The 14,123-nt window shown below is 63.4% G+C and carries 10 protein-coding genes; 9 read left to right on the top strand and 1 reads right to left on the bottom strand.

Going from position 1 to position 14,123, the window contains the following annotated elements; translation table 11 throughout:
- Nucleotides 1-106: 106 nt before the first annotated feature.
- The 8 genes from sucC (at nucleotide 107) to AC6R19_RS00895 (ending at nucleotide 7,932) form a co-directional block, all read left to right on the top strand.
- Complete coding sequence (gene sucC / locus AC6R19_RS00930; protein ID WP_500577598.1) at nucleotides 107-1,273, top strand: ADP-forming succinate--CoA ligase subunit beta; 1,167 nt, start codon at nucleotides 107-109, stop codon at nucleotides 1,271-1,273.
- Nucleotides 1,274-1,275: 2 nt separating this feature from the next.
- Nucleotides 1,276-2,148, top strand: a complete 873-nt coding sequence (sucD, locus tag AC6R19_RS00925; protein WP_500577597.1) for a succinate--CoA ligase subunit alpha — start codon at nucleotides 1,276-1,278, stop codon at nucleotides 2,146-2,148.
- 174 nt (nucleotides 2,149-2,322) lie between these two features.
- Nucleotides 2,323-3,213, top strand: a complete 891-nt coding sequence (gene mtnP, locus AC6R19_RS00920; protein WP_500577596.1) for an S-methyl-5'-thioadenosine phosphorylase — start codon at nucleotides 2,323-2,325, stop codon at nucleotides 3,211-3,213.
- A 241-nt stretch (nucleotides 3,214-3,454) separates the two neighbouring features.
- On the top strand, nucleotides 3,455-4,402 hold the full coding sequence (gene arsS / locus AC6R19_RS00915) for an arsenosugar biosynthesis radical SAM (seleno)protein ArsS (RefSeq protein WP_500577595.1): 948 nt from the start codon (nucleotides 3,455-3,457) through the stop codon (nucleotides 4,400-4,402).
- A gap of 102 nt (nucleotides 4,403-4,504) precedes the next feature.
- Entirely contained in the window at nucleotides 4,505-5,191 is a 687-nt protein-coding gene (locus AC6R19_RS00910; RefSeq protein ID WP_500577594.1) for a TVP38/TMEM64 family protein, read from the top strand.
- Nucleotides 5,188-6,645, top strand: coding sequence for a dihydrolipoyl dehydrogenase family protein (locus tag AC6R19_RS00905; protein WP_500577593.1), 1,458 nt, complete (start codon nucleotides 5,188-5,190; stop codon nucleotides 6,643-6,645). The genes AC6R19_RS00910 and AC6R19_RS00905 overlap by 4 nt, the downstream gene beginning before the upstream one ends.
- Entirely contained in the window at nucleotides 6,645-7,319 is a 675-nt protein-coding gene (locus tag AC6R19_RS00900) for a TIGR04283 family arsenosugar biosynthesis glycosyltransferase (protein WP_500577592.1), read from the top strand. The genes AC6R19_RS00905 and AC6R19_RS00900 overlap by 1 nt, the downstream gene beginning before the upstream one ends.
- Complete coding sequence (locus AC6R19_RS00895) at nucleotides 7,312-7,932, top strand: TIGR04282 family arsenosugar biosynthesis glycosyltransferase (RefSeq protein WP_500577591.1); 621 nt, start codon at nucleotides 7,312-7,314, stop codon at nucleotides 7,930-7,932. The genes AC6R19_RS00900 and AC6R19_RS00895 overlap by 8 nt, the downstream gene beginning before the upstream one ends.
- 240 nt (nucleotides 7,933-8,172) lie before the next feature.
- On the opposite strand, the gene mltF is transcribed toward AC6R19_RS00895, so the two are convergent.
- On the bottom strand, nucleotides 8,173-9,654 hold the full coding sequence (mltF, locus tag AC6R19_RS00890; RefSeq protein WP_500577590.1) for a membrane-bound lytic murein transglycosylase MltF: 1,482 nt from the start codon (nucleotides 9,652-9,654) through the stop codon (nucleotides 8,173-8,175).
- A gap of 404 nt (nucleotides 9,655-10,058) precedes the next feature.
- Between mltF and purL the strand changes: the two genes are divergently transcribed.
- Nucleotides 10,059-13,928, top strand: a complete 3,870-nt coding sequence (purL, locus tag AC6R19_RS00885) for a phosphoribosylformylglycinamidine synthase (RefSeq protein ID WP_500577589.1) — start codon at nucleotides 10,059-10,061, stop codon at nucleotides 13,926-13,928.
- Nucleotides 13,929-14,123 lie beyond the last annotated feature (195 nt).

Raw genomic sequence — 14,123 nt, 5'->3', positions numbered from 1 at the left:
TTTGCAGAATTCGAAATTTGCAATGAAGGAAATTTTGAATTTTGTCCTTAGGTGCAGAGCAATCTGCAATTGGTAAACACATTTCAAATGTGAATTGGTATTGACTATGAACTTGCATGAGTATCAGGGCAAACAACTGTTTGCAGCATACGGATTGCCGGTTTCCAAAGGCATAGCAGCGGAAACCCCGGCAGAAGCAGCAGCGGCGGCAGACCAGATCGGCGGCGACAAGTGGGTGGTAAAGGCCCAGGTACACGCCGGCGGCCGCGGCAAGGCCGGCGGTGTAAAACTGGTGGATTCCAAGGCGGAAATTGAAGAGTTCGCCAAGAAGTGGCTGGGCGAGCGCCTGGTTACCTACCAGACAGACGAAAACGGCCAGCCGGTTTCCCGCATCCTGGTAGAGAGCTGCACCGATATCGACCAGGAACTGTACCTGGGCGCGGTAGTCGATCGCTCCACCCGTCGTATCGTTTTCATGGCCTCAACCGAGGGCGGTGTGGAAATCGAGAAGGTAGCGGAAGAGACTCCGGAAAAAATTCTCAAAGCCACCATCGACCCGCTGGTGGGCGCGCAGCCGTACCAGGCGCGCGAGCTGGCCTTCAAACTGGGCCTGAACGACACCCAGGTCAAGCAGTTCACCAAGATCTTCCTCGGCCTGGCCAAGATGTTCGAAGAAAAGGACCTGGCCCTGCTGGAAATCAACCCGCTGGTGATCACCACTGAAGGCAACCTGCACTGCCTGGACGCCAAGGTCGTGATCGACAGCAACGCCCTGTACCGCCACGCGGACCTGCGCGAAATGCACGATCCGTCCCAGGACGACGCGCGCGAAGCGCACGCGGCCAAGTGGGACCTCAACTATGTAGCGCTGGATGGCAACATCGGCTGCATGGTGAACGGCGCCGGCCTGGCCATGGGCACCATGGACATCGTCAACTTGCACGGCGGCAAGCCGGCCAACTTCCTCGACGTTGGCGGCGGCGCGACCAAGGAGCGCGTGGTTGAAGCCTTCAAGATCATACTGTCGGACGAAAACGTCAAGGCAGTCCTGATCAATATCTTCGGCGGCATCGTGCGCTGTGACATGATCGCCGAAGGCGTGATCGGCGCGGTGAAGGAAGTCGGCGTAAAGATTCCGGTTGTTGTTCGCCTGGAAGGTAACAACGCCGACCTGGGTGCCAAGGTGCTGAGCGAGAGCGGTCTGAACATTATCGCGGCCACCAGCCTGACCGACGCGGCTGAGCAAGTGGTTAAAGCGGCGGAGGGTAAATAATCATGTCTGTACTGATTAACAAAGACACCAAAGTCATCTGCCAGGGCTTCACCGGCTCCCAGGGCACTTTCCACTCCGAGCAGGCTATCGCCTATGGCACCAAGATGGTTGGCGGCGTGACCCCGGGCAAAGGCGGTCAGGAGCACCTGGGCCTGCCGGTATTCAACACCGTGAAAGAAGCGGTGGAAGCGACCGGTGCGGAAGCCTCCGTGATCTACGTTCCGGCCCCCTTCTGCAAGGATTCCATCCTGGAAGCGGCCAACGGCGGCATCAAGCTGATCGTGTGCATCACCGAGGGTATCCCGACGCTGGATATGCTGGATGCCAAGGTGAAGTGCGACGAACTGGGCGTGCGCCTGATCGGCCCCAACTGTCCGGGCGTGATCACTCCCGGCGAGTGCAAGATTGGCATCATGCCGGGTCACATCCACAAGCCGGGCAAAGTGGGCATCGTTTCCCGCTCCGGAACCCTGACCTATGAAGCGGTCAAGCAGACCACCGACTACGGCTTCGGCCAGTCCACCTGTGTGGGCATCGGCGGCGACCCGATTCCGGGCTCCAACTTCATCGACATCCTGGAAATGTTCGAGAAGGATCCGCAGACCGAAGCCATCGTGATGATCGGTGAAATCGGCGGTACCGCGGAAGAAGAGGCGGCGGCCTACATCAAGGAAAACGTCACCAAGCCGGTGGTTTCCTACATCGCCGGTGTCACTGCACCTCCCGGCAAGCGCATGGGCCACGCCGGTGCCATCATCTCCGGCGGCAAGGGCACTGCGGACGAGAAGTTCGCGGCGTTGGAAGATGCCGGTGTGAAAACCGTGCGCTCCCTGGCCGAGATCGGCAACGCGCTGAAGGAAGTTACCGGCTGGTAAGCCGGTTGTGTCCACCTCTCTTTCACCCTTGTCCCGCTTACGGGAGAGGGGCCGGGGGAGAGGGGATCAAAAAGGCCGCTCCGCAAGGGGCGGCCTTTTTGCGCTTTGGCTGAACGATATACAGAGCCCCCGGTCATTCCTATACTGCTCAAAAACATTACTGGAGGAGCGAGTATGGCCAGGGCAATAGTCGGTGTCATCGGCGGCAGCGGTCTCTACGAAATGCGGGGGCTGGGCAATGTGCGGGAACATTGGATGGAGACGCCCTTCGGCGCCCCCTCCGACGCCATAGTTACCGGCGAGCTGCACGGCGTGCCGGTTGCCTTCCTCGCCCGCCACGGTCGCGGCCACCGCCTGATTCCCTCCGAAGTGCCCTACAGGGCCAATATCCACGCGCTGCGCCAGCTGGGCGTGCGCTATATCCTGTCGCTGTCCGCGGTCGGTTCCCTGCGCGAAGACGTGCGGCCTCTGGATATGCTGCTCCCGGACCAGTTTATCGACCTGACCCGCAAGCGCGAGAATACGTTTTTTGGCGACGGCGCCGTTGCCCACGTGTCCATGGCCGACCCGGTGTGCCCGCAGGTCGCCGGCTGCCTGGAGCGCGCTTTCGAGACCACCCAGCGGGATAAGCCGATCACACTGCACCGCGGTGGCAGCTATGTGTGCATCGAGGGTCCGCAGTTCTCCAGCCGCGCCGAGTCCCACTGGTACCGCAGTATGGGTGCGGCGGTGATCGGCATGACCAACATGCCCGAGGCCAAGCTGGCGCGGGAGGCGCAGATCGCCTATGCGACCCTGGCCATGGCCACCGACTACGACTGCTGGCACCCGCGGGAGGCCGCAGTCACCGCGGAGGTGGCCATAAACAACCTGCAGCAGAATGCCGCCCGCGCGCAGCGGATAGCCGCCGAGGCGATCCGCCTGCTGGGTGAAGAGCTGCCGCAGTCGATAGCGCACACGGCATTGGCCAGCGGCCTGGTCACGCCCTTGGAGGCCATGTCGACCGAGAAAGCGGCTGTAGTAAAACCGCTGCTGGCCACGACAGAAGTCGCTGAAGAGGCCTGACCCGAATGGCGCTAAGTTAAGCAATAGAGCTTGACGCGAAGGGCCTGATGCCGGGGGTTCTTGAGGGACTGTTCGCGAGAGGGACCTCGCGGACAAGCCTACAGGGATGTATTCACGGCGTGTCCCGCAAAGAACCCCCGGTAGCAGGCCCGCCCGAGGTCTTAACTTAGTGCCATTCAGGGCTGACCCTGGGTGGATGCGCTTATCCACCTTACATGGAAGAGAGGAAGCGGAAGGTTTTATGCACGAAACACTGTCACTGCTGGAAGTCTCCGATTTCCCGCCGATCCGCCGCGAGAAAATCGACACGCTGCAGGTCAATATCGGCTACAGGTGCAACCAGACCTGCGTACACTGCCACGTCAACGCCGGTCCCACGCGCCGGGAGATGATGAGCGGGGAGAACCTGGCGTTGGTTCCCGAGGTACTGCGCGCGCGCAGTATTCCGACGCTGGATATCACCGGCGGTGCGCCGGAACTGCACCCCGGTTTCCGCAGCCTGGTAAGCGCTGCGCGCCGGCTCGATGTGCATGTGATGGATCGCTGCAACCTGACCATCCTCTTCGAGCCGGGCCAGGAAGACCTGGCCGAATTTCTCGCGGAGAACAGGGTGGAAGTGGTGGCTTCTCTACCCTGCTACTCGCTCGACAATGTGGACAAACAGCGCGGCAAGGGGGTGTTCGACAAGAGTATCGCCGCGCTGCAGAAACTGAATGCGCTGGGCTACGGCCAGCCGGACGGTGGTCTGCTGCTCAATCTCGTCTACAACCCCCAGGGTCCCTTCCTGCCCCCGAACCAGCAGGCGCTGGAGGCGGACTATCGGCGCGAGCTGTCCGAACATTTCGGTATCGTTTTCAACCATCTGTTCGCACTGGCGAATATGCCGATCAAGCGCTTCGGCTCCACCCTGGTTTCCAAGGGGCAGTTTGCCGGCTATATGCAGCTGCTCAGGGACAACTACAGCGATGCCAACCTTGACGGTGTCATGTGCCGCAGCCTGGTCAGCGTGGACTGGCAGGGCAATCTCTACGATTGCGATTTCAACCAGCAGCTGGGTTTGGCCGTGCCCGGCCGCGCGCACCTGCGCGATCTGCTGGAGCGGGATATGCACAACACGCCGATCCGCGTGGCCGATCACTGCTACGGCTGTACCGCGGGGCAGGGCAGCAGTTGCGGCGGCGCTCTGTAGTACGAAACGTAGGTTGGGCTGAGCGCAACGAAGCCCAACACTTGGGAGGCCGTATTCCGTTGGAGTTCGCTGAGTTCACCCCAACCTACAGCCGGGATCTGAATGAACAAAAAAATTTTATTGATCGCTGTACTGCTCGCGCTGGGGCTGGCCTTCTATTTGTTTGACCTGCACCAGTGGCTGACCCTGGAAAAGCTGAAACAGGGTCGGGCCCAGTTCGAGCAGTGGCGCAGTGCATCGCCAATTCTGGTCGGATTGCTGTTTGCGCTTTTTTATATTCTCGTCACGGGCCTGTCGCTGCCCGGTGCGGCGATCATGACCCTGGCCGCGGGCACCCTGTTCGGCCTGTGGTGGGGCGCCTTGGTCGTGTCTTTCGCCTCCAGCATAGGCGCCACCCTGGCATTCCTGATTTCCCGTTTCCTGCTGCGCGATTGGGTACAGGAGCGCTTTGCCAACAGGCTGCAGACGATCAACCGCGGTCTAGAACGGGAGGGTGCTTTCTATCTGTTCGCACTGCGGCTGGTGCCGGTATTTCCATTCTTCCTGATCAATATCCTGATGGGGTTGACCCATATCCGGACCTGGACCTTTTACTGGGTCAGCCAGTTGGGCATGCTCGCCGGCACTATAGTCTATGTAAACGCGGGCACGCAGCTGGGTGGGGTGGAGAGCCTGTCGGACATACTGTCCCCGGCCCTGATACTGTCATTTGTGCTGCTCGGTCTCTTTCCACTGCTGGCCAGGTATTTTCTCAACTGGATCAAGCGCTACAGGGGCCGTCACGAATGAGCAAGCCGGGGAAATTCGACCGCAACCTGATCGTAATCGGCGCCGGCGCCGCGGGGCTGGTCAGCGCCTATATCGCCGCCGCGGTCAAGGCCCGGGTCACCCTGGTCGAGGCCGGGGCCATGGGCGGCGACTGCCTCAATACGGGTTGCGTACCCAGCAAGGCGCTGATCAAGTGTGCCCGCGTCGCCCGACAGGTGCGCGACGCTGCCAGGTTCGGCGTGAAGCTCGCCGAGCCGCAGGTCGATTTCCCCCGCGTCATGCAGCATGTGCGCGAGTCCATTGCCGCGATAGAGCCCCACGACAGTGTGGAGCGCTATACCGGCCTGGGTGTGGAGGTACTGCAGGGGCGCGCGCACTTGCTCGACCCCTGGACAGTGCGCATCGAGTTAAGCGATGGCGGCGAGCAGAAGCTGACGGCGCGCTCGATCGTGCTCGCCACCGGTGCCGAGCCGCTGGTGCCACCGCTGCCGGGGCTCGAGCGGGTGGACTATGTCACCAGCGAAACCCTCTGGGACAGGTTCGCCGGCCTGGAGCGGGTGCCGGCCAAACTGCTGGTGCTGGGTGGCGGTGCCGTGGGCTGCGAACTGGCCCAGGCCTTTGCGCGGCTGGGCTCCCGGGTCATCCTGGTGGAAAAGGCGGGGCGGCTGCTGCCGCCGGAGGACCGCGATGTTTCCGCTGCAGTGGAGAAGGCGCTCAGTGCCGAGGGCATCGAAGTGCTTGTTGACCACGAAGCTCTGGGCTTTGGGGAAACGAAGGCAACCCTGCGTGGCCCGGACGGTGAGCTGGCAGTCGAATTCGACCAACTACTGCTGGCACTGGGGCGCCGGGCCAGGGTCAGCGGTTTCGGCCTGGAGGAACTGGGTATCGTCGAAGACGGCAGGCTGCAGACGGATCCATTCCTGCGCACCCGCTACCCGCACATTCTCGCCGCCGGCGACCTGGTCGGCCCCTACCAGTTTACCCATATGGCCGCGCACCAGGCCTGGTATGCGGCGGTCAACGGCCTCTTCGGCGACCTGAAAAAATTCGCCGTCGACTACTCCCTGGTGCCGCGGGCGGTATTCGTGGATCCGGAAGTGGCCAGTGTCGGCCTGAGCGAGCGGCAGGCCACAGAGCAAAATATTCCCCACGAGATTACCCGCTACGGTATCGACGACCTGGACAGGGCCATAGTCGACGGCGCGGCGCGCGGCTTCGTCAAGGTGCTGACGGCGCCGGGCAAGGACAAAATCCTCGGCGTTTCCATCGTTGGCGAAAGCGCGGCGGAACTGATGGCCGAATTCGTGCTGGCGATGAAGCACGGCATCGGCATGAACAAGCTGCTCGGCACCATCCATATCTACCCGACCATGGCGGAAGCGAACAAGTACGCCGCGGGCAACTGGAAGCGCGCCCACGCGCCGAAAAAACTGCTGCGGCTTCTGGAGCGCTTTCACCGCTGGAGGCGCGGCTAGTGCGGACCAGCATAGTGGTGCCACTGCTGAACGAACGCGATCAGTTGCCGTCGCTGATCGACCATCTGCGCGCGCTGCTGGCGAGCGGCAATTGCGAAGTGATTCCGGTGGACGGCGGCAGCGAGGATGGCAGCGCGGAATTTCTCTCGAATGCCGGATTCCAGGTAATCGCCGCGCAGCCGGGCAGGGCGCGGCAGATGAACGCGGGCGCGGCGCTCGCCAAAGGCGAATGCCTGCTGTTCCTGCACGCGGATACCCGCCTGCCCCTGGGCGCCCTGGAAAAAATTAGGGAGGCGCTCTCCCGGGGAAATTGCTGGGGGCGTTTCGATCTGCGTATCGGCGGAGACAATATCTGGTTTCCACTGATCGCGACGCTGATCAACTGGCGCTCGCGCATCAGCGGCATAGCCACCGGCGACCAGGCGATTTTCGTGCGCCGCGATTCTTTCGAGCAGTTGGGCTGTTTCCCGGAGCAGCCGCTGATGGAGGATATAGAACTGAGCAAACGGCTTAAAAAAATTTCGCGTCCCGCCTGTATCCGCGCCCGCGCCGAGACTTCCGGGCGCCGCTGGCGAAAATACGGAGTCCTGCGCACCGTGCTATTGATGTGGCGGCTGCGCTTCGACTATTGGCGCGGCGTGTCCCCGGAGGCCATCGCCAGCCGCTATGAATGATCCCCTGCGTCTGATTATTTTCGCCAAGGCACCGCTGCCCGGCTTTGCCAAGACGCGCCTGATCCCGGCGCTGGGGGAGCAGGGCGCGGCGGCGCTGGCGCAAAGGATGCTGCTGAATACGCTGCAGCAGTGCGTGCAGGCGAAACTGAATTCTATCGAACTCTGTGTCGCCCCGGATCCGAGGCACAACTATTGGCGGTCATTTTCATTGCCACCCGGTGTCAAGATGAGTGACCAGGGGGAGGGGGATCTCGGCCAGAGACTCGGGCGCGCCGCAATGCGCGCGAATAAAACCGGTGATTCAGTACTGCTGATCGGCACCGACTGCCCGCAACTTACGGCCGGGCGCTTGCGTGCGGCGGCCGCCGCGCTGGAGAAAAATGATGCGGTAATCTACCCCACCCGCGACGGCGGCTATGCGCTGCTGGGGCTGAATCGCGCCGAGCCGGCGCTGTTCGAGAATATCCGCTGGAGCAGCGAGGTGGTTGCGCAGCAGACGCGGGAGAGGCTCGATTGGTGCGATATGCGCTGCGCGTGGCTGGAGACCCTGGTGGATATCGACGAGCCGGAAGATCTGGAATTCCTGCCGGAAAAGTGGAAAAGCATTGGGTAGGTTGGGCTGAGTTTTGCGAAGCCCAACGGGGTACTGGCAGGATGTTGGGCTTCGCTGCGCTCAGCCCAACCTACGCTTTCATTGTAGGAGCGGCCGGTGGCCGCGATCGAGGTCAGGAGATCCGGAAAGTCCGATCGCGGCCATGGGCCGCTCCTACAGAGGGTAGGGTGCGCCGTGCGCACCATTGATTGGGCGGTGCGCGCGGCGCCCCCTACGAAAGTCCCGAGTCCCGAGTCCCGATCAAAGCGCCGAAGCCGCCCCGGCCGCCTCCACATCCACCGGCGTACTGTCCGCCAGTGCCTCTGCGGCGGTGTCGTTGGCAGCGGCGATGCGCTGTTCCTCGATACGGCTGCTCCAGGTCAGCAGCGCCTGGTAATGGCGGATATTCTGCACATAGGTGACCGGCTCCCAGCCGCGGGCGTAGCCGTGCTTGGTGTTCTTGTAGTACTGGCGCTTGGCCAGCAGGGGCAGGTGGTCGCGCACATCGGCCCAGCGGTCCGGGTTGCCGCCCATTTTCTCGGTCAGCACCCGCGCGTCTTCCAGGTGGCCGTAGCCGACGTTGTAGGCCGCCAGCGCCATCCAGGTGCGGTCCGGCTCGCGGATGCGTTCGGGGATCTTGTCGCGCACCAGGATGAAGTAGCGGGCGCCGCCTTCGATGGCCTCCTCCGGGTCCAGGCGGTTGACGCCCAGTTCGCGCGCCGTGTCGCGGGTCAGCATCATCAGGCCGCGCACGCCGGTGGGGGATTTGGCGCGGGGATTCCAGTGGGACTCCTGGTAACTGAGCGCCGCCAGCAGGTGCCAGTCGAGTTCGTATTTCTCCGCCACCTTCTGCATCGTCTCCTGCCACTGGGGCAGGCGCTCGCGGCTGCTCTTGGCGAAGGCCTGGGCGCCGCCGGCGTTCAGTTTGCTGACGTGGCCGAAGAACTCCTCGCGCAGCTCCGCCACCAGGCCGTTGGTGTTGGCGCGCAGCATAAAGCGGCGCGCGGCGCGGTAGAGGCTGTCGTCGTCACACTGGGGGAAGGCCCAGGCTACTGGTTGAAACTGGGTGAGGTTGAAAGCGACTGCGGTGTTCGGGTAAAGGCCGCGGTGCACCGCGTAGGCGTTGGAATCCACCACCGCGTAATTGAATTTGCCCTCGTTGACCATCTCCACCAGCTCCATGGCGTCGACGTCGGAGATTTCCTCCCAGATAAGTTCCGGATAGCGCCGGGACAGCTTGCGCATCTCCTCGGCGTGGGCGCTGCCGGCGATCACCGCGACTTTCTTGCCCTCCAGGTCGCTGGCCACACGCGGGCGCTTCTCGCCGATCCTGTAGATGACCTGCTGGCGTATCTCGAAGTAGGAGGGGGTGAAACGTACCTGCTCGCGGCGCTCCGGGGTCACGGTCAGGCCGGCGGCGGCGAGGTGGGCGCCCTCCAGCGGGTCGCGCAGGCGGCTGAACATCTGGTCCAGGTCGTGCACATCGCGGATTTCCAGCGTCACGCCCAGCTCGTCGGCGAAGGCCTGGAGCATGCCGTATTCGAAGCCGGTGTGGGTGCCCGAGGCGTCTTCGTAATAGGTGGTGGGACCATTCTGTGACAACACGACCAGTTTGCCGGAGGTCTTGACCCGCTCCAGCATATCCGGTGTCTTGCTCGCCACGATCAGCGAGGCGCAGCAGGCCAGCACCAGGCCCTTGGCCAGGCGGCGGCTGTAGCGCAGCATGCGGCTTTTCATGATCATAGACAGTCCCCTCTAGTCCCTTAGCTTTTTGTCGCTCTTATCTCAGCGGATACCGGCATTACTCGTCCTGAGCGGCGGGGCCGGCAAAAGATCGCCAATTTTACCTCATTTGGTGACAGATTGCCCAATTTGGTAATTTGGTGATGTGACCTGCAGAGTTGCATCTATGCGGTAATTCTAGTAGGGCCCACCAGGTTGACCCTGGCGCGGGCACCAATAACGCGCCAGTTTCTGTGCCTCGGTGCACGTTGAAAACTTGGACCACGCAACGGGAGCACAAGTGCCCGAGGACAGTGTTGGAGTCGCGATGCTTCAGGTACAATTGCGCCCTCTCCAATCCCCGGGGCTTTGCGCGATCTTCTGCCGCGCAGGGTTCAAATTCAGACAAGAGGCAAACTCCCGCGATGCTAGTTCTGCGTGGTGCTCCCGCACTGTCGAAATTCCGCCACCAAAAACTCCTCAACCAACTGCGCGCGCTGCAACCGGCGATCGGCGATATCTACGCCGAGTATGTGCACTTCGCCGACAGCGAGAAACTGGACAAGAAGGAGCAGGCGCTGCTCGAGCGGCTGCTGCAATACGGCCCCACCGAGGAAAAGCACAAGCCAGAGGGCGAGCTGCTGCTGGTGGTGCCGCGCCCGGGCACCATCTCGCCCTGGTCCTCCAAGGCCACCGATATCGCCCACAACGCGGGCCTCACGAAGATTCACCGCCTGGAGCGCGGTATCGCCTATTACATTAGCGGCGTCGAATTAACCCAGGCTGAACGGGAGTTGCTGGCGGCCCAGCTGCACGATCGCATGGTGGAATCGGTATTCGCCGACTTCGATCGGGCCGAGCAGCTGTTCCGCGAGGAGAAGCCGCGCCAGCTCACCACCGTCAACCTGCTCGACGGGGGCCGCGAGGCGCTGGAGGACGCCAATGTGACCCTGGGCCTGGCCCTGGCGGAAGACGAGATCGACTACCTGCTCACCAGCTTCCAGGAGCTGGAACGCAACCCCACCGACGTGGAGCTGATGATGTTCGCCCAGGCGAACTCCGAGCACTGCCGCCACAAGATCTTCAACGCCACCTGGACCATCGACGGCGAGGAGATGCCGCACTCCCTGTTCGGCATGATCAAGAACACCTACCAGAAGGGCGGCGACAATGTGCTGTCCGCCTATGCGGACAACGCCGCAGTGGTGGTGGGTCACGAGGCGGGCCGCTTCTACCCGGATCCGGAGACCAAGGAGTACGGCTTCAGTATCGAGCCCATCCATATGCTGATGAAGGTGGAGACCCACAACCACCCGACCGCGATAGCCCCCTTCCCGGGCGCGGGCACCGGCGCCGGCGGCGAGATCCGCGACGAGGGCGCCGTGGGCCGTGGCTCCAAGCCCAAGGTGGGGCTGACCGGCTTCACCGTGTCCAACCTGCAGATCCCCGGTTACGAGCAGCCCTGGGAAGTCGACTACGGCAAGCCGGAGCGCATTGTCACCGCCCTGGATATCATGATCGAGGGCCCCATCGGCGGCGCCGCCTTCAACAACGAGTTCGGCCGCCCGAACATCTGCGGCTACTTCCGCACCTTCGAGGAGGATTTCGGCGGCGAGCGCCGCGGCTACCACAAGCCGATCATGATCGCCGGCGGCTACGGCAATATCCGTGAGGCGCATATCGAGAAGCCGGAGTTCAAGCCCGGCGCCAAACTAGTGGTGCTGGGCGGGCCGGCAATGCTGATCGGCCTCGGCGGCGGCGCGGCCTCGTCCATGGCCAGCGGCAGCAGCTCCGAGGACCTGGATTTCGCCTCGGTACAGCGCCAGAACCCGGAAATCGAGCGCCGCTGCCAGGAGGTCATCGACCAGTGCTGGCAACTGGGCGACAGGAACCCGATCGCCTTTATCCACGACGTCGGCGCCGGCGGCCTGTCCAATGCCTTCCCGGAGCTGGTGAAGGACGGCGGCACCGGCGGCAAATTCGAGCTCAGGAATGTGCCGGCGGACGAGCCGGGCATGAGCCCGCTGGAGATCTGGTGCAACGAGTCCCAGGAGCGCTATGTGCTGGCGGTGATGCCCGACGATCTCGAGCGCTTCGAGAAGATCTGCGAGCGCGAGCGGGCCCCCTTCGCCGTGGTCGGCGAGGCCACCGAGGACAAGCGCCTGCTGCTGAATGACAAGGAGTTCGATGCCGTGCCGGTGGACCTGCCCATGTCCGTGCTGTTCGGCAAGCCGCCGCGCATGCACCGCGAGGCGCAAAAGCGTGTGGTCGAGACCAGGGAGTTCGAGACCAGGGGCATAGATATCAACGAGGCCGCCGAGCGGGTGCTGCGCCTGCCGGCGGTGGCCAGCAAGAGCTTCCTGATCACCATCGGTGACAGGACAGTCACCGGCCAGGTGGCCCGGGACCAGATGGTGGGTCCCTGGCAGGTGCCGGTGGCGGACTGCGCCGTGACCACCGTCTCCTACGACAGCTATGCCGGCGAGGCCATGGCCATGGGCGAGCGCACCCCGGTGGCGCTGCTGGACGCGCCGGCCTCCGGCCGCCTGGCGGTGGGCGAGGCGATCACCAATATCGCCTGTACGCCGATCGCACAGCTGTCCGATATCAAATTGAGCGCCAACTGGATGTGTGCCGCCGGCCACCCGGGCGAGGAGGAGAAACTCTACCGCACCGTCGAGGCCATCGGCATGGAGCTGTGCCCAGAGCTGGGCATTACCATCCCGGTGGGCAAGGACTCCATGTCCATGCGCACCGCCTGGAACGACGGCGGCGAGGACAAGGCGGTCACCGCGCCCCTGTCCCTGATCATCTCCGCCTTTGCCCCGGTCACCGACGTGCGCAAGACCGCCACGCCGCAGCTGCGCCGCACCAAGAAGGGGGAGAGCGAGCTGATCCTGGTCGACCTGGGCGCCGGCAGGAACCGCCTCGGCGGCTCCTGCCTGGCGCAGGTGTACAGCCAGCTCGGCAGCACGCCCGCGGACCTGGACGACCCGAGGCGCCTGAAGGGCTTCTTCGAGGTGGTCCAGCAGGCGCTGCGCGAAGACCAGATCATCGCCTACCACGACCGCTCCGACGGCGGCCTCTTCGCCGCCCTGGCGGAGATGAGCTTCGCCGGCCGCGTGGGTATGGACATCGAGATCTACGAACTGGGCGAGGACCCGATCGCGGCCCTGTTCAGCGAGGAACTGGGCGCAGTGCTGCAGGTGCCCGCCTGTGACGCCGAGATGCTGGTGCAGCGCTTCGGCGCGGTCGGCGTGCCGGCGCACCAGATCGGCTACCTGAACAACAACGAGCACCTGTGTATCACCCGCGAGGGGGTGCCGATCTTCAAGCGCTCCCGCGCCGAACTGCAGCAGATCTGGTCCGAGACCAGCTATCGCATCCAGGCCCTGCGCGACAACGCCGATTGCGCGGCGCAGGAATTCGCCGCCATCGCCCAGGAGGACCCGGGCCTGTCGGTGCAGCTGACCTACGACATCAACGAGGATATCAGCGCGCCCTATATCAACAAGGGTGTGCGGCCGAAAGTGGCGATACTGCGCGAGCAGGGCGTCAACAGCCAGGTGGAGATGGCGCACGCCTTCCACCGCGCCGGCTTCAATGCCGTGGACGTGCATATGAGCGATATCCTCGCCGGCCGCGTCAAGCTGGACGACTTCAAGGGCCTGGTGGGCTGCGGCGGCTTCTCCTACGGCGACGTGCTCGGTGCCGGCGAGGGCTGGGCCAAGACCATCCTGTTCCATTCCCGTGCGCGGGACCAGTTCGAGGCGTTTTTCAATAAGAAGGACACCTTCGGCCTCGGCGTCTGCAACGGCTGCCAGATGTTCTCGGTGATCAAGGAACTGATCCCCGGCGCCGGCCACTGGCCGCGCTTCGTGCGCAACCTGTCCGAGCAGTACGAGGCACGCTTTGCCCTGGTGGGCGTCGAGGACTCCCCGTCGGTGCTGTTCAAGGGCATGGCCGGTTCCACCATGCCGGTGGCTGTGGCCCACGGCGAGGGCCGGGTGGAGTTCGCGGGCAGGAAGGCACTGGAGGCCTGCGAAGAATCCGGCACCATCGCCATGCGCTTCCTCAACAACCACCGCGAGATCACCGAGACCTACCCGGCCAACCCCAACGGCTCGGTCAACGGCATCACGGCGTTGTGTTCCGAGGACGGCCGCGTCACCATCATGATGCCGCACCCTGAGCGGGTCGCCCGCGCCGTCAGCAACAGCTGGCACCCGGACGACTGGCAGGAGGATTCCGGCTGGATGCGCTTGTTCCGCAATGCGCGGGTCTTCGTCGATTAAGGCGAAACAGGCCACCATCGGTCGCGGCCATGGACCGCTCCCGGCCGGACCGCTCCTACAGGTTTCTTCCCCCTTTGTAGGAGCGGCCCATGGCCGCGATCGGTATCGGGCCTTTCCCTGAGCCCGAATTCCCCTACCGGCAAATCCGATATTTCCTGCTACACTTAAAAAGTTACCCAAAATAACTTTTTAAAT

It is taken from the genome of Microbulbifer sp. SE14, from assembly GCF_059834885.1.
This window is presented reverse-complemented; position numbering and strand designations above follow the sequence as displayed.

What these genes read in the sequence shown, in the direction of transcription:
- sucC (WP_500577598.1), top strand. Translation starts at nt 107, where the DNA reads ATGAACTTGCATGAGTATCAGGGCAAACAACTGTTTGCAGCATACGGA.
- sucD (WP_500577597.1), top strand. Translation starts at nt 1,276, where the DNA reads ATGTCTGTACTGATTAACAAAGACACCAAAGTCATCTGCCAGGGCTTC.
- mtnP (WP_500577596.1), top strand. Translation starts at nt 2,323, where the DNA reads ATGGCCAGGGCAATAGTCGGTGTCATCGGCGGCAGCGGTCTCTACGAA.
- arsS (WP_500577595.1), top strand. Translation starts at nt 3,455, where the DNA reads ATGCACGAAACACTGTCACTGCTGGAAGTCTCCGATTTCCCGCCGATC.
- AC6R19_RS00910 (WP_500577594.1), top strand. Translation starts at nt 4,505, where the DNA reads ATGAACAAAAAAATTTTATTGATCGCTGTACTGCTCGCGCTGGGGCTG.
- AC6R19_RS00905 (WP_500577593.1), top strand. Translation starts at nt 5,188, where the DNA reads ATGAGCAAGCCGGGGAAATTCGACCGCAACCTGATCGTAATCGGCGCC.
- AC6R19_RS00895 (WP_500577591.1), top strand. Translation starts at nt 7,312, where the DNA reads ATGAATGATCCCCTGCGTCTGATTATTTTCGCCAAGGCACCGCTGCCC.
- mltF (WP_500577590.1), bottom strand. Translation starts at nt 9,654, where the DNA reads ATGATCATGAAAAGCCGCATGCTGCGCTACAGCCGCCGCCTGGCCAAG.
- purL (WP_500577589.1), top strand. Translation starts at nt 10,059, where the DNA reads ATGCTAGTTCTGCGTGGTGCTCCCGCACTGTCGAAATTCCGCCACCAA.